Here is a 20,251-nt window from a genome sequence, read left to right as displayed (position 1 = left end):
TTGGTGCCACCGCCGCAGTTGGGGCCGTTCCGGCCGTCGATCTCGCGTCCATGGGCACATCGGCTGGATCACTGCGGACCGTTACCGGTCTGTTCGACGCGCTGAGTGACAGCGCCCGGCCCCGCCCTCCGCCGCCACGCCCCGTCGAGGGCGTGTGTCCGGCTGCCCACAGCACGGTTTCCGGGAAAGGGAAAAGCTCATCAACACCGGGAGTTCTCGGCTGCCCACGCAGCAAAGCGTTCCGCTGTCGCCGTATCAGCGTGACATCTGGCTGGCCGCCACGCGCGCACCGAAGAGTCCGCAGTTCAATGCCACCATCGTCGAGGAGTTCACGGGTGCCGTGGACGTCTTCCTGCTCCGCGACTGCCTGACCCTGACCCTGGAGCGGCACGACGCCTTCCGGCTGCGCTTCGGCGAGAGGGACGGCGTTCCGCGCCAGTGGCTCGCCGACGCCCTGGTGGCGGACGGCACACCGCCCGTCGAGGTCGTCGACCTGTCGTCCGCGCCGGATCCCCGGGCCGCGTGCCTGGACTGGCGCGAGAGGGTCCTGCGGACGCCGTTCGACCTGGGCGGCGGGCCGCTGTTCAAGGTCGCGCTGCTGCGGGAGAGCGATGCGGCCGTCCACCTGCTGATCCAGACGCACCATCTGGTCGCCGACGGGCGGGCCATGGACCTCGTGCACACCGAGGCGACGGAGGAGTACGCGCGCCGGGTCCGCGCAGGGGCCGCGAAGGGCCGGGAGGTGGCGCCGTCGGCGCTGGAGGCCGTCGCCGGGCGGGGTGACTACTTCGCCTCGCCGCAGTGCGAGGCGGACCGGGCCTTCCACCGCGGTGAACTGGCGCGGACGGAGCCGAGTTTCTTCGCCCGGCGGCACGAGCCGCAGGCGGTGCCCGCCTTCGGCCGGCACACCTTCACCGTGCCCGGCGAGGTGGTGGAGCGCATCAAGGACGGCGGCGGCTCGCCGTTCGCGTTCCTCGCGGCCGCGCTGGGCACCTGGCTGGCGCGCGTCCACCGCACCTCCCAGGCCGTGCTCGGCACGCCGCTGCTCAACCGCCGTACGCGCGCGGAGCTCTCCACGGTGGCGCAGTACGCCAACACCCTGCCGCTGCGCGTCGAGGTCCCCGGTGGGCGGCCGCTGGCGGCCGTGGCGGCGCAGGTGCAGAACTCCCTGGCCCTGCTCCAGGAACACCAGCGGCTGCCCTACGGGGAGCTGCTGCGCGAGCTGCCGGCGGCCGGCGGATCGGAGCGCAGGCTCTACGACGTCACGCTGTCCTTCATGTCGCTCAAGCCGGTCAAGGCGCTGGCGGAGGGCGTCGGGCGCAGCGGGCCGATGCACTTCGCGCCGCCGCACGACCAGGAGGCGCTGGCGGTCTACGTGGTCGGCACGCGGGGCACGTCCGAGCTGAGCGTCGCCCTCAACTACGCCACGGACGTCTTCGATGAGGACCTGCCCGTCACCTCGCTCGTCGAGCACCTGATGTCGCTGATCAGGCACGGCCTGGACAAGCCGGAGCGGCCGGCGGCCGAGCTGCCCCTGGCGGGCGGGGCGGAGCGGGAGCGGCTGCGGCGTTTTGCCCGGGGGCCGCGCGTGGCGTTCGCCGAGGATGCCACGCTGCCTGCGCTGTTCGAGGCGCGGGCGGCCCTGGTGCCCGGGCGGCCGGCGGTGTTCCTGCCGGGCGGGCAGGGTGCGGTGAGCTATGCGGAACTGGAGGCCGGCTCCCGCCGGATCGCCGCGGCGCTGCGTGCCCGCGGTGTGGGGCCGGGTGACCGGGTGGCCGTGCTGATGGCGCGCGGGGCGCACCTGCTGCCGGCGATCCTGGGCATCCTGCGGGCGGGGGGCGCGTATGTGCCGGTGGACCCCGGTCATCCGGCGCGGCGGACCGGCTTCGTGCTGGCGGACAGTGGTGCGAAGGCTGTGGTGACGGACGCCCCGGTGCCGGCGGTGCCCCTGCCGGAGGGGGTGCTCCTGTGCCCGGTGGAGGAGCTGCTGAACGGACCGGACGGTGCGCCCGGTGCGGATGGCCCGGCGGGGGCTGCTGCCTCGGCGCGGGACCTGGCCTATGTGATCTACACGTCGGGCTCGACCGGGCAGCCCAAGGGGGTGATGGTCGAGCACCGGTCGGTGGTCAACCGGCTGGCCTGGATGCAGCGCGCCTACCCGATCGGCGCCGGTGATGTGCTGCTGCAGAAGACGCCCGTGTCCTTCGATGTGTCGGTGTGGGAGCTGTTCTGGTGGGCGATCGAGGGTGCCGCTGTCGCCCTGCTGCCGCCCGGCGGGGAGAAGGACCCGGAGCTGATGCTGCGCACCGTCGCGGAGCGCGGTGTCAGTGTGCTGCATTTCGTGCCGTCCATGCTGGGGCCGTTCCTGGATCTGCTGGAGCAGGCGCCACAGCGGCTGGCGGAGGTCGGGTCGCTGCGTTATGTGTTCTGCAGCGGTGAGGCGTTGCCGCCGGGGCGCGTCGAGCAGTTCCACCGGGTCTTCGCGCCGGCCGGCGGCCGGGCGCCGCGGCTGGTCAATCTGTACGGGCCGACGGAGGCGGCGGTCGATGTCTCGGTGTACGAGTGCGAGCCGGGGGCGGCGGCCGGGCGGGTGCCCATCGGGCGGCCGATCGACAACACGGAGCTGTACGTCTTGGGGCCGGACGGGGCGCCGGCGCCGGTGGGCGTGCCGGGTGAGCTGTGCATCGCCGGTGTCCAGGTGGCCCGCGGTTATCTGAACCGGGCCGAGCTGACGCGGGAGAAGTTCGTCGCCGATCCCTGGGTGCTGGGCGGCCGGCTGTACCGCACGGGTGATCTGGCCCGCTGGCTGGCCGACGGCACTTTGGAGTACCTCGGGCGCATCGACGGTCAGGTGAAGGTCCGTGGCAACCGGGTGGAGCTGGGTGAGGTCCAGGACGCGCTGGCCCGTGTGCCGGGGGTGCGCGAGGCCGCGGTGGCCGACCATGTCTCCGAGGGGCGCGGCACGTACCTGGTCGGTTACTACGTCGCCGAGGACGGGCGGGACCTGGACGAGGTCCGGATGCGCGGGCAACTGGCGGGTCATCTGCCGGAGTTCATGATCCCGGTCCGGTTCGTGCGGCTGGAGCGGCTGCCGCTGTCGCCGAACGGGAAGCTGGAGCGGCGTCTGCTGCCGGCGCCGGGCGCCGTGGAGGCGCAGGCTCCGGGTGCGGCGCCGTGCACGGCCGGGGAGAAGGCGCTCGCCGCCGTCTGGGCCGAGGTGCTGGGTGTGGAGCGGGTGGGGGCGCACGACAACTATTACGCCCTGGGGGGTGATTCGCTGCTGATGCTGCGCGTCCGGGCGCTGGCGGAGCGGCGGGGGCTGCGCTTCACTCTGGACGACCTCATGCGCCACCCGACCGTGGCCGGGCTCGCCGCGCACGTGGCGCAGACGTCCGGGCCGGCGGTGGAGGACAGTGCGCTGGCGCCGTTCGCGCTGGTCCCTGACGTGGACCGGGGGCGGCTGGAGGGCGCCGTGGACGCGTTCCCCATGAGCCGGCTGCAGATCGGGCTCGTCTACCACAGCCGCCGCGAGGAGCACTCCGCCGTCTACCACGACGTCTTCCGCTACCGGCTGGCGATGGTGTGGGACGAGGAGCGGTTCCGGCGTGCTTTCGACCGGCTCACCGCCCGCCATGCGGCTCTGCGTTCCTCCTTCGATCTCGGTGGGTTCTCCGAGCCGCTGCAGATCGTGCACGCGAGCGCACCGGGCGGCCTCGAGGTCGTCGATCTGCGGGGCAGCACGCCGGAGGCCGTCGAGGCGGCGATCGGGGCGCATGTGGAGGAACGGCGCTTTACCCGCTACGACTTCGCGCGGGCTCCTCTGTATCTCTTCCGTGCGCATGTGTGCGAGGGGGCGGTGGAGCTGGTGTTCAGCTTCCACCACGCCCTGCTCGACGGCGGCAGTGTCGCCAACCTGCTGCGCGAGCTCCTCCAGGACTACCAGCACATGTTGGGGGCGGCCATCGGCCCGGTGGCGGACGCGCCGCCGCCGGGCCCCGCCCATCACGTGCGCGAGGAGCGGGCGGCGCAGGCCGACCCCGCGGCGCGGGAGCACTGGCGGCGCACGCTGGAGGGTGCCGAGGTGCTGCGCCTGGACGGCTTCGCCCCGGCCGAAGCGCCGCGCGGGGGCGGCCATGTGGTGCACCAGGCCGTCTTCCCCGACGATCTCGCACAGGAGGTCCGGGCCCTGGCGCGGCAGCACGCCCTGCCGGTGAAGTCGGTCCTGCTGGCCGCGCACTGCCTGACCCTGCGCCTGTTCTCCGGGCTCGAGGAGTTCACCACCGGGCTCATCACCCACGGACGTCCCGAGCGTGAGGACGCCGAGCGGATGGCCGGCCTGTTCCTCAACACCCTTCCCGTCCGGGTGGGTGATGCCCGCGCCCAGGCGCCGGGCAGCTGGCTGGAGGTGGTGAGGGAGCTGTTCCGGCAGGAGCGCGAGGCCCATGCCCACCGGCGGTACCCGCTGAGCGCCATCCAGGAGGACCACGGCGGCCCGGTGCTGCACACGGCGTTCAACTACGTGCACTTCCACGTCCTGGCGCAGGTGCTGCGCCTGCCCGGTCTGCGGCTGGAGTCCTTCACGACGCGGGAGGAGACCGACTTCCAGCTGCTCGTCAACGCCTTCACCGACCCGGTCGACGGGCGTATGGGGCTGCGGGTCGACGGCGGCGGCCAGGGCATCACGGCTTCCCAGGCCGGGCTGTTCGCCCGGACCTTCACCGCGGTGCTGCGCCGGATCGTCACCCGGCCCGAGGAGGGGGTGGACTTCGCCTTCCTCGCGGCCGCGCCGCGGCCCTCGTCGGGCCCGGCGGCCACGCAGGATGTGGTGAGTCTCTTCGACCGGCAGGCCGACCGCACGCCCGGCGCCATCGCCGTCTCCGCCGGCCCCGGCGACAGTGAGGGCGAGGGTGCATGGACCTACCGTGATCTGCGCGAGAGGGCGGAGCGGGTGGCCCGGCGGTTGCTCGCGCTCGGCACCCGCCCCGGGGACCGCATCGGCCTCGCCACGGGCCGCTCGCGGGAGACGATCGCCGCCGTCCTCGGCATCGCCAAGGCCGGTGCCGTGTGCGTGCCGCTGGACCCCGCCTATCCGGCGGCGCGGCTCGCCGCCATGGTCGACCAGGCCCGTCCCGTCCGGATCATCGCCCGGGCGGCGGACGCGGCCCTCGTGCCGGACCCGGGCCTGCTGCTGGACGCCGAGTCGCTGCTGGACGCGCCGGACGCCCGGACCGCGCAGGAGGTGCTGCCGGCGATCGACCCGGCCGGCGGCGCCTACGTCCTGTTCACCTCCGGCTCCACCGGCCGGCCCAAGGGCGTGGCGATGCCGCACCGCTCACTGGCCGCCCTCATCGGCTGGCAGATCCGCGGCGCCTCGGCGGCGCCCGGCCGCACGACGGCCCAGTACGCGCCGCTGAGCTTCGACGTCTCCTTCCAGGAGATCTACTCCACGCTCTGCTGCGGCGGCACCCTGCGCCTGGTCACCGAGGACGAACGGCGCGACATGGCCGCACTGCTGCGGCTGCTCGACCGGGAAGAGGTCGAACGCGTCTTCCTGCCCTACGTCGCGCTGCAACAGCTGGCCGAGGCGTCCGCCGCGCTCGGCATCGTCCCGCGGCGGCTGCGGATCATCATCTCCTCCGGCGAGCAGCTGCGGGTGACCGACGAGATCCGCGCGCTCCTGGCCGCGCTGCCGGAGGCGGTCCTGGAGAACCAGTACGGGCCGACCGAGTCGCACGTCGTCACCCGCCACACCATGACCGGTCCCCCGGCCTCCTTCCCGCTGCTCGCCCCGATCGGCACCCCCGTCGAGGGCGCCGAGGTGCACGTCCTGGACCAGCGGGGCCGCCCCGTGCCGGCCGGTGTCAAGGGCGAGCTGTACCTGGGCGGTGCGGTGCTCGCCGACGGCTACCTCGGCGATCCGGCACTGACCGCCGAGCGGTTCGTGCGGCCGGCCGGCCACCGGGGGGAGCACCGGCTCTACCGGACCGGCGACCTCGCCCTGGTCCTGCCCGACGGCACCCTGCACTACGCCGGCCGCGCGGACACCCAGGTGAAGGTCCGCGGCTACCGGGTGGAGCCCGCCGAGGCCGAACTCGCCCTGACGGAGCTGGCCGCACGCCAGAAGGGGGCGCACGTGCGGGAGGCCGCGGTGGTGGCACGCAAGGACACCGGCGGACAGACCACCCTGGTCGCCTTCCTCGTCGGCGACGCCGACCGCACCGACACCCGCCTGCTGCGCACCGAACTGCGCACCGTGCTGCCGGACTTCATGGTCCCCACCCACTGGGAGTGGCTGCCCGCACTGCCGCTGACACCCTCCGGCAAACGGGACGACACAGCGCTGCGCACCGTGGCGCTGTCCCAGGCCGGCTCCCGCGGCGGCACCCCGCCCAGGGACGCCTACGAGCGGGCGCTGGTGGAGATGCTCGCCGACCTGCTGGGAGGCGGCCCCGTCGGGATCCACGACGACATCTTCGCCCGCGGCGCCACCTCGATCACCGTGATGCGGCTCGTCGTCCTCATCGAGCAGCGCTACGACGTCGCGATCGGGCTCTCCCGGTTCATCGCCGCACCGACGGTGGCCGCGCTCGCCGACCTGCTGCGCGCCGGCCACGCGGCCGCGGCCTTCGACCCGCTGGTGCCGATCCGCACGAGCGGCAGCCGGCGGCCGCTGTTCCTGACCCACCCCATGGGCGGCAACGTCCTGTGCTACCTGCCGCTGGGCCGGCACCTGCCCGACGACCAGCCGCTGTACGCCTTCCAGGCGGCCGGCGCCGAGCCCGGCACCGAACCGCTGCGGACCCTGCCCGAGATCGCCGCCTCGTACATCGCGGCCATGCGCCGCGTCCAGCCGACGGGCCCGTACCTGATCGGCGGCTGGTCCTTCGGCGGCTTCGTCGCCTTCGAGATGGCCCGGCAGCTGCGGGCGGCCGGCGAGGAGACGGCGCGGGTCATCCTGCTGGACACGGTCGCGGTCGGCCCCGACGCGCGGCGCGGCGCCTACACCGACGAGGCGCTGCTGGGCTGGTTCTTCTGGGAACTGCTCTGGCTGCGCCGCGGGGGCTCCTCACCCCTGGCCGTCGTCCCCGAGGAGCTCACCACGCTGGACGAGAAGTTCTCCTTCATCGCCGGCCTGGCCGTCCGTGAGGGCGTCCTGCCCGCCGACGGCGCCGACGCCCTGGTCCGCAGGCTCTTCACGGTCTACGCCGCCAACTGGCGTGCGACCGTGGACCACCGGCCGGAACCGGCCGAGCAGGACATCGTCCTGCTGCGGGCGAGCGAGCCGCTGCCGGAGGTCCTGCGGTCGATGCACGGCGCCGCCGGCACCCGCTACACCGACCCGGCCAACGGATGGCGCGAGGTGACCACCGGCACGGTGCACGTCGTGCCCGTCCCCGGCGACCACCTTACGATCATGGAAGAGCCGCACGTGGCGGACGTGGCCCAGGCCATCGCGGACCTGACCGGCACGGTCACCGCACCGCCGTCCCTCACCCGCCCCACCCGTTCCACCCCGAAAGGACACTGAACCATGTCCCTGCACACCCGTACCCGGGCGATCGTCGTCGGAGCCGGCATCGGCGGGCTCGCGACCGCCGTCGCCCTGCGGCGCGTGGGCGTCGAGGTGGAGGTCTTTGAGCGCGCGAGCGAGCTGCGGCCCGCCGGATTCGGCATATCCGTCGTGAGCAACGCCGTCGCCGCCCTGCGCGTGCTGGGCATCGACCTCGGCCTGGAGGCGCGCGGGCAGACCATCGCGCACACCGAGATCATGACCGGCCAGGGGCGGACCCTGCGGTCGCTGCCGATCGAGTCCGAGGGCGACCGGCTCGGCGCACCGAGCGTGGCCATGTACCGGGGCGACCTCCACGCGGCCCTGCTGGAGGGCATGGGCGAGGTGCCGGTCCGCACGGGCGCCGCGGCCACCGGCTACGAGAAGACGCCCGAGGGGGTGCGGGTGCGCTTCGAGGACGGCAGCGAAGCCACCGGTGACATCCTCATCGGCGCGGACGGCATCAACTCCGTCGTGCGGCGCCAGCGCACGGGCGACGGGCGGCCGCGCTACGGCGGCTTCCTGTGCTGGCTGGCCGTGACGCCCTACGAACACCCGCGCATGACCAAGGGGTTCAACGGCCACTACTGGGGGGTCGGCAAGCGGTTCGGCATCCACGACGTGGGCCACGGCCGCGCCTACTGGTGGGGCACCATCAACATGCCCGCCCACGCCGCCCGCGCCTGGAACGGCGACAAGGACCAGATCGTCCGCGCCTACGCCGGCTGGGCCGACGAGGTCCGCCACGCCGTGCGCACCACGCCCGTCGAGGACATCGTCGCCGTGCCGGCGCTGGACCGGCCCTTCCTGGAGCAGTGGGGCGACGGCCCGGTGACCCTGCTGGGCGACGCGGCGCACCCGATGCTGCCGAGCCTGGGCCAGGGCGGGAGCACCGCCATCGAGGACGCCGTGGTGCTGGCCCAGTGCCTGGCCTCGCACAGCGACCCCGTCGCGGCGCTGCGGGCGTATGAGAACACGCGCCGGGAACGCACCCGGTTCATGGTCGAGACCTCCCGTAAGTTCGCCGGCTTCGAGCAGGTGGAGAACCCGGTGCTGTGTGCCGTCCGCGACGCGTACCTGCGCCGCGCTCCGCAGTCCGTGCTCTTCGCCCCCTTCCAGCGGGCCCTGACCCCGCAGCTGCTGGGCAGTTGAGCCCCGCAGCCCGTACGGGCCGTTGCAGGCCGTGCGGCCGAGACATCCGGATACGACCAGGGAGCAGGCATGACCCAGCCCGACGCACGCACCGTCGTCACCCGTTACCTCCAGGCCCTGCGCACCCGTGACGTGCAGGCGATCCCCGAGCTCATCGCGGCTGACGCCGTCTACCGCATACCCGGCAGCCACCCGCTGGCCGGGACCTTCCGCGGCCTGGACGAGATCGCCGAGAAGTTCTTCACCCCCATGGGGGCGCTGTTCGACCCGGAGGCCTCCTACTCGGTGGAGGTCTCGCACGTCCTCGCCGAGGGCGACCAGGTGTCGGTCGAGTGCGTCACCCGCTCGCGGACCGTGCACGGCACCCCGTACGCGATCGATATCAGCGCGCAGTTCACGGTCCGTGACGGAAGGATCGTGAGCATGCGGGAGTACTTCGACACGCAGTACTTCGCCGCGACCCTGTTCGGACAGGGCGGGTAGGCGGGCCCCGGGGGGCGGGTCCTGGCGTGTTCCCCCTCCTCGGGCCTTGTCGGCCGGGGCGTCCATGGTGAGGCGTCCCGGCTCCGCCGGCCGGTGCCGTGACCCGGGTGGAACGGTCCGGCGCGGCGGGAACGGTCCGGCGCGGCGGCCCGGGCGGCATCCGCCGCCTGGTCTGAAGTCCGACGTCAGCACGGCCTGGAGAGGAAGGCGGCGACGGCTTCGGCGAAGCGGTCCGGGACGTCGTGGTGCACGACGTGACCGGCGGGCAGCTCGACGCGACGGATACGGCCGGCCCGGCGGGTGACCATGTCCTGGGCGTGATGGGCCGTCAGCTCGTCGCTGTGGGTTCCATGGACCAGCAGCGTGGGGCAGGTCACCGACATCCAGTCATCCCAGTGATCCCCGTTGAGTGCCTTCTGAGACGCCACGGTGTCAGCGATGCCGAAGGAGAAGCCCCAGCCCTGGTCTGTCTGACGGAAGGAACACTCCAGATAGGGCGCCGCCTCCCCCAGAGCCGCGGCCAGGGCCTCTTGGGACGGCGCGACGCCGGGAAGACGTGTGGTGAACGACCAGTCGCAGTCCACGACCGCACCGATGTCCTCGACGATCAGCGCGCTGACCTTGTCCGCGTGCCGGGCCGCGAACTGGTAGGCGTTCACCCCGCCCAGCGAATGGCCCAGCACCGGCACCGGGCCGGCCCCCAGATGCCGGTGAAAGGCCGCCACATCGGCTACGTACTCCGCCCGCTCGTAACGGTGAGCACGGTCGGACTCCCCATGCCCGCGCTGATCGAGCGCGATCACTCTCCACCGCGGAGCCAGCGCCGCAGCCAACGGAGCAAACGCCGACGCTTCGTTGTAATGCCCGTGCAGGGCCAGCAGCGGCCTGCCGGGACCCCCGAAGTCCAGATACGACAGTCTCCGGCCACCCACCATGAAGAATCCACGCATGGTGCGGATCGTAGGAGACGGCACTGACACCTCCCGGGCCGACCAGCACCCGCCGCAGCCCCCGCCCGGACCGGGCGCCCCCGCGGGCTGGTCGGTTCAGCGCGCCCGGAGTCATCTCCGTCCCGCGTGCCGCCCGCCCGGAGGACTTTCCGCAGACTGGTGAGGCTGTCGTCCGCATACCCCGCCACCACACCCTGCCGAGTGCTGCGCTCAGCCCGGGGCGGAGGGGCCCCGGGGGTGCGGTCCGCGAGAGCTGCCACCCGCCCGGGGGCACACTCCTCGGCTGGGTGCGGTTCGGGCGGATACCGGGTCAGGGAAGGGGGATACCACCGGTGGCGTTGACGATTTCGGCGGTGATGTAACTCGCTTCTTGCGAGGCGAGGAAGACGTAGGCGGGTGCCATCTCGGCCGGCTGGGCCGCGCGCCCCAGGGGACTCTGTTTCCCGAAGCCAGCCGTGTCCGGGAGAGTGGCGGGGATAAGGGGAGTCCATACCGGGCCGGGAGCCACGGCGTTGACGCGGATGCCCCGTTCGGCAAGCTGGCCGGCCAGCCCCTGGGTGAAGGTGACGATCGCCCCCTTCGTCATGGCGTAGTCCAAGAGGTGAGGACTGGGTTTGTAGGCCTGCACAGAGGTCGTGTTGATGATGCTCCCGCCTGCGGGAATGTGCGGCAGGGACGCTTTGCAGAGCCAGAACATCGCATAGAGATTGGTGCGCAGCACCCGGTCGAACTGTTCTGTGCTGATCGCCTCGAGGCCGTCGGGCTGGGCCATCTGGTAGGCCGCGTTGTTCACCAGCACATCGATGCGCCCGAACTCCCGTACCGCGTGGTCCACCACCCGGCGGCACTCTTCCTCTTCACGCAGGTCGCAGGACAGGGCCGTCGCCCGGCGCCCTGCGGCCTCGACGAGGGCGCAGGTCTCGTGGGCGTCCTCCTTCTCCTCGGGCAGATGCGTGAACAGCACATCCGCGCCTTCCCGGGCGAACGCCAGCGCCACCGCCCGTCCGATACCCGAGTCGCCACCGGTGATGACGGCCCGGCGGCCCTCCAGCCGGCCGCTGCCCCGGTAGGTGTCCTCACCGTGGTCCGGGCGGGGATCCATCCGGCCGGTGTGCCCGGGCGGTGTCTGTTCCTGGTCGGGGAACTCAGGCCGCGGGTAGCGCTCTGCCGGGTTGTCCCGGTTCTCCTGCGTCACAACGATCACCTCCCTCAGCCGCATACCCCGGGCCGGGCCGTACAGACGGTCCGGGTGCCGCACGCCATCCGGACGGTCCAGGAGTTTTTCGCAGAGCCTTTTTCCCATGCCGGGCTGCCGGGCTGCCGGACGGTTGGGCGGTTGGGCGGTTGGGCTGCGGTGCCGGCGGGGCTGTGTGTGCGGACCGCCTGCTGCGGCCCGAGCACAGCCGCCAGGGGTACAGTCCCCCTTCTTTCCGCTGTTTCGGGACGCCGCCTTGGGGGTCAGTCGGTGGACAGGGCTTGGAGCAGGTCGCCGGCCTGACGGTCGGGCAGGGCCCGGACGGCTCGGCCAGGGCGACCACACCCGCCAGGCGGTGGGCATCGATGACCGGCAGGCGGCGTGCCTGGTGCGAGCCCGTGGTGCGCTGGATCTGGCCGGCTGTGGCGTCGGCGGCGGTGGTGACGGCCTCGCCTCGGGCGAGTTCGCCCGCCTGGGGTGAGGGGTGGGGTGGTGGGGGCGAGCGGGGGCCGGCCGGGCGCACAGGATGGCGAAGAGACGGCTACGCCCCGCCGCACCGCCCCGGTCAGGCGTGCCCCGGGCCTGGTCGCACCCCGTCTGCCCGGCTCACCGGGATGAGGCCACTGCACCCGGCACCACCGGCGGCTCGTCCGCGGGGACTCCGCAGGAACACGGTTCCGCCCCCGGGAAGCCGTGCACGCGGGCGCGGGCAGGAGAGCGAAAACCGAGGCGGCCGGCTGTTCGGGCCCCTGAAGACGGGTGGTCATCCCCCAGAGCACAGGGAGTACAGCCGTGAGGGGTCCTCGGACCCACGGGGCGGGTCACCGGGCGGGGGCCGGGGACGGCGGGGCTCACCTGTACGCACCGCCGGGGCGGCTGGACGTCACGGGCCGCTCCACGATGGACAGGCACCCGGCTGTCCGGCCGATGGATGAAGGAGAGCACCTGATGTCCGACGACGCGATGGGTGACGAGGTCTACCAGCCGGACCGCTCGGGCACCCGGGACCGCCCCGACGGTCTCGACCTGGAGAACGCGCTGGAGGGGGACGGGCTCGACGAGACCCTCGACGAGGGCTACTCGCCGCCGGAGAAACCCCTGGCCGCGGAGCATCACGGCACGACAGCGCGGGAACAGCGGGAGGGCGAGAGCCTGGAGCAGCGCCTGGCCGAGGAGGAGCCCGACATCGCACCACCCGAGGGCGACGGCATCGGCGACCAGGTGGACACCGACGGCGAGGCTTTGGAGGAGGAGGCCGGCGACGCCCGGGCCGGGCGGCTCGTGGCAGCCGACGACGGGCTCCCGCGCCACGCGAACGACATGGTCGCCAGGGACGTCGGCACCGACGGCGGGGCCGCGTCCGCGGAGGAGGCCGCCCTGCACATCACCCCCGGCCCCGGGGAACGGCCGACAGAGCAGGAGGGAGAACAGGGGAAGCAGGGCGGAAGGCAGGGAGGGGAGCAGGAGGGGGACGACGCCGGCGGGACGAGGGGGACCTGAGGCCCGGTGGGTGGGTGGCCCTGCGCGCCCCCCGGCCCGCCCTCCCCCGGTGCCCCGCGCTCCCCCGGGTGCGTCACCGCGACCGCTGCCGGGAGGCGCGTGGGGGCGCTCAGCGGGCCGGCGGTCCGCTCCCCGCGGAGGCATCCGTCCCGCCCCGTGTCTGCCCGGGGCGCAGGCGGCGGGTCAGCCGGCGGGCCTCGGCCAGCAGGGAACCGGACAGCTCCATCGCGGCCGGCCCCAGGACCGGCCGTTCGGCCAGGCGGGCCCGCAAGTCCTCGTGGGCGGCCTCCACCTGCCGCAGCGTCCGCTCCAGCTCCCGGCGGGCGTCCTGGGTGTCCTCACCGGTCACCGTGCGGCCGTAGGCGGTGAGGGCCTGGCCCACCCCGTGCAGGAAGTCCGCGTACGGGCGGGTGACGTCGGTGTGCCGCACGCAACGCGCCGCCGAGGAGTCCGCCGCCGCCTCGGCCAGGACCCGTGTCAGGCCCTGCAGGTGGTCTGCCACGTCCTCCAGGGTGCGCAGGGTCTCCTCCCCCAGGGGCACGGGCCCGTTCGGCCGGGCGCGGCGACGGCGCTCGGGGTTCAGGCGGGTGCTCTCCTCGGCCCACTCCACCGCCGAGCGCAGGCCACGCAGCAGCCCGGGCAGCCGGCGGGCCCGTTCCTGCCACCGCACCGCCTGCTCGTACCGCCACGGTCCCTTCAGCCCGTCCGCGACCGCCTCGAGGATCGCGCAGCACTCGCGCACCACACCGCCCGCGGCTTCGTGGACGCTGCGCAGGTACACCGGCGGCAGGACCAGGGCGTTGACCACCACGCCCACCCCCGCGCCCAGGAACGCCGCCAGGACCCGGTCGGCCGCGATGCCCGCCGACCACTCACCGCCCGCCAGAGTGAACAGAGCGGACGTCGCCCCGGCGATGCCCTGCTCGCCGAAGTGCTGCCAGTTGCCGATCAGCAGCATCACCGGCAGGACGAGGAGCATCGCCGCGACCGGCCGGCCCAAGGCCATCGCACCGGCCGTCGCCACGACGGTCCCCAGCGCGATGGCCAGCGTCTGCTGGACGGCCCAGGCCACCGACCGGTAGACCGTGGTCCGCACCAGCACCAGCGCCACCCACGGCGCCATCAGGGCAAGGGTGTTACGCAACAGCCAGGCGGCCACCGACCACGCCAGGACCGCCGCGAGTGTCGCTTTGAGCGCCAGGACCACCAGGTCCCGCTCCCGGCCCGGCCCCTGCCAGGCCCGCCGCACCGACCGTGCGACCCCGGCCGCCTCCGCACATACCTTCCCTCCCGCAGCGTGCCTCATGACGATCCCCTGCCACACCGGCGGACTTCCATGCCCCTCCCCGGACCACCGGGCTGCCAGCGACAAGGAACGACGCACATGACGAGGCATAACAACGGGTGACAGGGGGTGACGAGGGACAGCGGCCGGCCCCGCCCGGCGCGCCGCCAAAACGCGGCACCCGCAACCCGCACCCCGCAACGGGCCGGTCGCGGTGCCCGGGGGCGGAGCACCGTGATGCCCCCCGGGGTGGATGGGCCAGCCGGGGGGCGGAGCACCGTGGTGCCCCCCGGGGTGGATGGGCCGGCCGGGGGGCGGCCGTTGCCGTTTCCCGGTCCGCCACCCGGGGCACGCGCCCCGCATGGATCATTGTGGGGCGCTTCCGCGCCCGCAACACCAGGGGCGAGGACCGCATCACGCACCTGGACACACTCGGCATGCCCCTGGCTGCACCTCGACGCCGTGAGCAGCAGTTGCGGATCCCGGGCCCGCGGATGTTCCCGGGGAAGAGCAGCGGACGGGGCGACGGGGGGGTGCAGGGGCGCGGGCATCGAGGCGGTCCGGCGGGATCTGTCGCTATCGTGGCTCCCGTGACTGGCTCTGCGCGGTGTTCCTTGTTGTTTCTCGATGTCGACGGGCCACTCATCCCCTTCGGCGCGGCATCCCGGCCGTATCCGACCTATGCGACGGGTCCCCAACCGCTGGGTGCCGGTACGAATCCGCTCCTGAACAGGATCGATCCCGGGCACGGGCCGCGGCTGGCGGCACTGCCGTGCGAGGTGGTCTGGGCGACGACATGGATGGCTGACGCGAACGAGTGCATCGCCCCCCGCATCGGTCTGCCGCAACTGGACGTGGTGATCTGGCCGGGGCCCTCCGGCATCGATGACCAGGACGAGCGGAACGGACTGCACTGGAAGACCCGCACACTGGTCGAACGGGCTGCGGGACGCCCGTTCGTCTGGGTCGACGACGAGGTCACCGACACCGACCGGGCCTGGGTCGCCGCCCACCACCAAGGACACGCCCTGCTCCATCGTCTCGATCCCCGCCACGGCCTGACCGACAGCGACTACACGGCTCTCGACGCGTGGCTGCGACAGCAGCTCTGAACACCCGGCCGGAGACGGTGAAGAGACCGCGGGAAAGACCCCGCGGCATGCACGGAGAGGGCTCGGCGGGCTCTCGGTTCGCGCCCGGGTGCGGCGGGGGGTAGGAGCCGGTACCGGTCTCGATGGCCGTGCCGGGGAAGGTGAGACGGTCACCGCGTCACCCGGGTGATCCCGCCCGCTGTCGGTGGGCCTGGTGGGCCCGGTGATCCCGTCAGCCCTGGTGGGCATGGTGGGGCCGGTCGCCGCGATCGGGGCCCAGGCGGTGGAGTCAGTCCGCTTCGCCCGACGGTGACGGTGACGGGCACCGGCTCGGCCCGCGTGCGGGGGGCGTGCGGGCGGGGGGTGCTTACGGGTGCCGGAACGGCCCGCGAGGCCCCCGGGCCTTCACCCGGGCTTCGCGGGCCTTCACCGAGTTGACCGGGTTCACCGGGGATCTCCTGCGGGGTGGTCCAGGAGGGTGGTGCGGGCCGCGGCGGCGTCGTGCAGGGGAACCGTGATGGCCGTGACGGGCCGTAACGCCCCCATCCGGGCGGGGACTTCCACCGGGGAGCCGAGGTGGAGGACGAGGGCACCGGCGGCCCTGCCGGGCAGGACGAAGCGGGATTCGGACGAGCGCTGCCCCGCCCAGTCCGCGACCCCGGACCGCTCCACCGCCGCGAGCGGGATCTCCACCGTGTGGTGCAGCCCCCAGCGCAGCACAACACACCCGGCGCGCACACCGTGCGGGCGCACCCGCCCGGCCACCGCCCAGGCCGCGGCCGCCGCCGCCGCGTACAGCAGCACCAGGGCCCCGGCCAGGACGAGGGGGGCCGTGCCGAGCCAGGCCGGCAGCCCCGCCGCACCCGCGGCCAGGACCACCGCCCCGGCGGCCGGGGCCCGGCCGGGCCCGGGCGACCGGCCCAGCGGTAGCTCCCCGGGCCCTGGCTCCGTTCGGAAGGTCACGGCCCGCGCGAGGATGCCCCATACCGACAGCTCCTGGCGCACGGCCTGGGCGACCGGCGGGGGCACGAGGGAGAAGAACGCACCGCCCAGAGCGGCCCGGCGCCCGGAACCGTCCCCGCGCAGCTGCCGGTACCCGCGGACGAGGGCGGCGCCGAAGACCAGGCCCAGGACGGCCAGCGTGCCCTCGGTGACGGCCAGGACCCCGGCCGCGATCCGCCAGTCCAGCGCACCGGCGGCCACCAGCACGATCTCGGCCAGCAGCACCGACAGCCCCGCCCACCGGCCCCGGCGCAGCCACCGCACCCGGCGGGCCCCCCGCCCGCCGGACGGCTTTTCCCCCGCGGTGGGGGCCGGGGGCGGTTCGGGGCCGGCCGCCAGGGCGCCGCGCACGGCCCGTACCGCCGCGCCGGGGTCGGCGGCGTGGATACGGATCTCCCGTACGGTCCCACTCGCCCGGCCCGCCTCGAGGAGGGCCGGGCGGCGCAGCCGGAGGACCACGTTGGTGGCCGACATCACCGGCACCGACAGCACCCCGTCACTGAGCTCCGCGGTACGGCTCTGGCCGGTCATCACCCGCCGCTCGGCCACCTCCCCCACCAGGCCCAGCGGGACCTCCGCGCGGAAAGCGGCACCGTAGGAGACGGTCAGTGTCCCGGCCGCCAGCCGGTGCGGACAGGCGGCCAGCGCCACAGCGAACCCCGCCGTCACATACGCCACCACCAGCCCCGTGAGCAGGGCTGCCACCCGCGCCCAGGGCGCCGACAGCAGGACATCGACCACCGCGATCTCCACCACCGACAGGAAAACGACTACGAACACGCCTCCCGCGACGTGCTCCTGGCAAGGGATCGCCACCCCCTCCGCACCCCGCCCCCACACCCGCGACAGCCCCCGCAGCGGCGCCCGCAACGCGGCAGCGACACTCACACCGCCGCCCTTGATCACGTCCGTGTCCGTCATCCCGACCCCCCACCACGAGCCCAACACACCCCGGACAGCACCCTGCCCCCCCGGGGGGGGGAGTATCCCCGCCCCCGGCACACCACCACCACAGCCCCCGGCCACCGGCAAGTCCCGTGAACCCGGGCACACTTGGGCACCATCCGGCGGCTTCCGTACGCGAACACACCGGGCATCCACCCCGGCCCGGCTCCGAAGCAAACCCCAGCAGCCACCCGACCCCGGGGCAGGGACTGTAGAGCGGAGGCGGGGACCGGGCGGACACGCCCCAGCAGCCTCCCGGCCGGGAGCCGAGGCCGGCGAGCGTAGGCGGTGGAAGCAGGGACCGGGCAGGCGTGCCCCCCGGGGGGGGGCGGCCACCCGGCCCGGCGGCGAAGGGCGCTCCGGGCAGCGAAGGAGGCGTGGACCGGGCAGGCGCACCCCGGGAGGCCGGGACGCCCAGGGGGCGGGGCGGCTGAGCGGCGGCGGAAGAGGCGGGGACCGGTTTGGCTCACCCCCGGGGGGCGACCACCCGAAGGCCCGGTACCCCTTCTCCCCCGGCGGCACCCGGCCCGGAGAGTGTGAGGGGCTGCCGCCTCCGCGCCGCCCGGCATCGGCACCCCCACCCGCCCCCCGCGAGCGTGACCCTCACCATGAACACCGGCAACGCAGAAAAGACCCGCAGAAACCCGGCACGACCCCGGCACAACACAAAAGACTCCGTTGATCAGGACCACACCGCCGGGCAGCCCCGCATTGCGGGTTCACGTTCACGTTCCGTGCCCGTTCAAGGCCGCACTCGCGTTCGCTCTCGGGGCCACGCCCCCGTTCACACTCCCGTTCGCGGCCACGTTCCCGTGCGGGAAGACGGGCTCAGGCATGCCTACCCACCACCGGCCCGCCACCGGGCGGCCACCGGCCCACCGCCGGCCGCCGCCGGGCACAAAACGGCGCCGGTGCCACCGGGCGGGCGGGGCGGTGCCCGTCGAGCGGGGCTGCGGGCCTGGTCACGGCCCCCCTGCCCGGGGGCTCCGCCTGAAGGACCACCACACCGGCGGGTTAGCATATGAGCGCCGCCTAGCTCGAAAGATGGACCTGTGACTGTCAATGACGACGCGTTCACTAACTGGAAGAACCGCGAGGAGATCGCGGAATCGATGATCCCGATCATCGGGAAGCTGCACCGGGAACAGGACGTCACCGTCCTGCTCCACAGCCGCTCCCTGGTGAACAAATCGGTCATCAGCATCCTCAAAACCCACCGGTTCGCCCGCCAGATAGCCGGCGGAGAACTCTCGGTCACCGAGACCCTGCCCTTCCTCCAGGCACTGACCACACTCGATCTCGGCCCCTCCCAGATCGACATCGGCATGCTCGCCGCCACCTACAAGAGCAACGACGAAGGCCTCTCCGTCCAGGACTTCACCGCCCGCGCCGTCGCCGGCGCCACCGGCACCGCGAAAACCGAACGCCCCGAGCCCCGCGACGTCGTCCTCTACGGCTTCGGCCGCATCGGCCGCCTCGTCGCCCGCCTCCTCATCGAGAAAGCCGGCTCCGGCAACGGCCTGCGCCTGCGCGCCATCGTCGTCCGCCCCGGCAACGGCCGCGCCGCCGACGACCTCGTCAAACGCGCCTCACTCCTGCGCCGCGACTCCATCCACGGCCAGTTCCAGGGCACCATCACCGTCGACGAGACCCACAACAAAATCATCGCCAACGGCAACGAGATCACCGTCATCCACGCCGGCGACCCCTCCGAGATCGACTACACGACATACGGCATCAACAACGCCGTCCTCATCGACAACACCGGCAAATGGCGCGACCGCCAAGGCCTCTCCCAACACCTGCGCCCCGGCATCGACAAAGTCGTCCTGACCGCACCCGGCAAGGGCGACATCCCCAACATCGTCCACGGCGTCAACCACCACACCGTCAAACCCGACGAGCAGATCCTCTCCTGCGCCTCCTGCACCACCAACGCCATCGTCCCGCCCCTCAAAGCCATGGCCGACGAATACGGCGTCCTGCGCGGACACGTCGAAACCGTCCACTCCTTCACCAACGACCAAAACCTCCTCGACAACTACCACAGCGCCGACCGCCGCGGCCGCTCCGCACCACTCAACATGGTCATCACCGAAACCGGCGCCGCCTCCGCCGTCGCCAAAGCCCTCCCCGACCTCAAAGCCCCCATCACCGGCAGCTCCATCCGCGTCCCCGTCCCCGACGTCTCCATCGCCATCCTCAGCCTCCGACTCGGCCGCGAAACCACCCGCGAAGAAGTCCTCGACCACCTCCGCAACATCTCCCTCACCTCCCCCCTCAAACGCCAAATCGACTTCACCACCGCCCCCGACGCCGTCTCCAGCGACTTCATCGGCTCACGCCACGCCTCCATCATCGACGCCGGCGCCACCAAAATCGACGGCGACAACGCCATCCTCTACCTCTGGTACGACAACGAATACGGCTACTCCTGCCAAGTCATCCGCGTCATCCAACACATCACCGGAATCGAACACCCCACCTACCCCACCCCCACCCAATAACACCCACACCGGGGGGCGCCCACACACCAACGGGGCACCCCCCAAACCCACCCACCAGCCCCCTCTCCACCCCGGGGTAAAGGTGGACGGTTCACAGGCAGCCACCTTCCGTTTGGAGAGAGGCGTAACGGGCTTCCTCGACCGGAGCGACCCGCCGCTTCCGCATATCGATCCCAAGGCGTGCCGTACCGCCTGGTACTCCGCAGCCCGTGCCGCAGGCGGGGAGGTCACGGACTTCACGGAGCAGAAGTACCCGCACAACTTCCACAGTGCCACGATCAAGACTCGGAGCGGCACGTACACCGGGCTGTTCCACGCCCACTACCGGCTGATTGCCTTCGCCGCCGACCGGTGCTTCTGGTACACCGACGAATTCCAGGAACCCCCCGCCTGGGCCACTGCCCTCAGCGACGGCAACTTTGTCGTCCTGAGCGCGGCACAGCTTCTGTCGCCGCTGGCTGATTCGGACACCTCCGCCCTGTCCGCCACGGAGTGGCGCCAGATCAAGTACTGGCGGCCGACGACTCTCGGCGCAACGCTCTTCAACGCGTGGGACTGATGGCCAGCAGGCCTTGAGCCCAGGACTTGGGCG

The 20,251-nt window shown here is 73.1% G+C and carries 12 protein-coding genes; 8 read left to right on the top strand and 4 right to left on the bottom strand.

Annotated features, from left to right (window positions below):
• Positions 1–220: 220 nt before the first annotated feature.
• The 3 genes from AB8O64_RS35380 to AB8O64_RS35370 all read left to right on the top strand — a co-directional run bounded on the left by AB8O64_RS35380 (position 221) and on the right by AB8O64_RS35370 (position 9,184).
• Positions 221–7,528: an amino acid adenylation domain-containing protein gene (locus tag AB8O64_RS35380; RefSeq protein WP_370423748.1), complete on the top strand. Its 7,308-nt coding sequence runs from the start codon at positions 221–223 to the stop codon at positions 7,526–7,528.
• 3 nt (positions 7,529–7,531) lie between these two features.
• Positions 7,532–8,701, top strand: a complete 1,170-nt coding sequence (locus AB8O64_RS35375; protein WP_370416992.1) for an FAD-dependent monooxygenase — start codon at positions 7,532–7,534, stop codon at positions 8,699–8,701.
• A gap of 69 nt (positions 8,702–8,770) precedes the next feature.
• Complete coding sequence (locus tag AB8O64_RS35370; RefSeq protein WP_370416993.1) at positions 8,771–9,184, top strand: nuclear transport factor 2 family protein; 414 nt, start codon at positions 8,771–8,773, stop codon at positions 9,182–9,184.
• Between the two features lie 185 nt (positions 9,185–9,369).
• Here the strand turns inward: AB8O64_RS35370 and AB8O64_RS35365 are convergent, their stop codons facing one another.
• Complete coding sequence (locus tag AB8O64_RS35365) at positions 9,370–10,134, bottom strand: alpha/beta fold hydrolase (protein WP_370416994.1); 765 nt, start codon at positions 10,132–10,134, stop codon at positions 9,370–9,372.
• A gap of 310 nt (positions 10,135–10,444) precedes the next feature.
• Positions 10,445–11,329: an SDR family oxidoreductase gene (locus AB8O64_RS35360; protein WP_370416995.1), complete on the bottom strand. Its 885-nt coding sequence runs from the start codon at positions 11,327–11,329 to the stop codon at positions 10,445–10,447.
• A gap of 355 nt (positions 11,330–11,684) precedes the next feature.
• On the opposite strand from AB8O64_RS35360, the gene AB8O64_RS35355 reads away from it, so the two are divergent.
• Complete coding sequence (locus AB8O64_RS35355; RefSeq protein WP_370416996.1) at positions 11,685–11,810, top strand: hypothetical protein; 126 nt, start codon at positions 11,685–11,687, stop codon at positions 11,808–11,810.
• 467 nt (positions 11,811–12,277) lie between these two features.
• Positions 12,278–12,829 (top strand): DUF5709 domain-containing protein, encoded by a 552-nt coding sequence (locus tag AB8O64_RS35350; protein WP_370416997.1) that lies wholly within the window; start codon positions 12,278–12,280, stop codon positions 12,827–12,829.
• 109 nt (positions 12,830–12,938) lie between these two features.
• Here the strand turns inward: AB8O64_RS35350 and AB8O64_RS35345 are convergent, their stop codons facing one another.
• A complete protein-coding gene (locus AB8O64_RS35345) occupies positions 12,939–14,135 on the bottom strand; it encodes an aromatic acid exporter family protein (RefSeq protein WP_370416998.1) in 1,197 nt (398 codons plus the stop codon).
• A gap of 569 nt (positions 14,136–14,704) precedes the next feature.
• Here AB8O64_RS35345 and AB8O64_RS35340 point away from each other — a divergent pair.
• A complete protein-coding gene (locus AB8O64_RS35340; RefSeq protein ID WP_370416999.1) occupies positions 14,705–15,226 on the top strand; it encodes an HAD domain-containing protein in 522 nt (173 codons plus the stop codon).
• A gap of 423 nt (positions 15,227–15,649) precedes the next feature.
• On the opposite strand, the gene AB8O64_RS35335 is transcribed toward AB8O64_RS35340, so the two are convergent.
• Positions 15,650–17,128, bottom strand: coding sequence for a hypothetical protein (locus AB8O64_RS35335; RefSeq protein ID WP_370417000.1), 1,479 nt, complete (start codon positions 17,126–17,128; stop codon positions 15,650–15,652).
• A 1,076-nt stretch (positions 17,129–18,204) separates the two neighbouring features.
• Between AB8O64_RS35335 and AB8O64_RS35330 the strand changes: the two genes are divergently transcribed.
• Both AB8O64_RS35330 and AB8O64_RS35325 read left to right on the top strand, forming a co-directional pair.
• Positions 18,205–19,659, top strand: coding sequence for a glyceraldehyde-3-phosphate dehydrogenase (locus tag AB8O64_RS35330; protein WP_370417001.1), 1,455 nt, complete (start codon positions 18,205–18,207; stop codon positions 19,657–19,659).
• A 112-nt stretch (positions 19,660–19,771) separates the two neighbouring features.
• Positions 19,772–20,218, top strand: a complete 447-nt coding sequence (locus AB8O64_RS35325; RefSeq protein WP_370423747.1) for a hypothetical protein — start codon at positions 19,772–19,774, stop codon at positions 20,216–20,218.
• Positions 20,219–20,251: the final 33 nt, after the last annotated feature.

It is taken from the genome of Streptomyces sp. QH1-20, from assembly GCF_041283565.1.
GTDB classification, from domain to species: Bacteria; Actinomycetota; Actinomycetes; order Streptomycetales; family Streptomycetaceae; genus Streptomyces; species Streptomyces syringius.
This window is presented reverse-complemented; position numbering and strand designations above follow the sequence as displayed.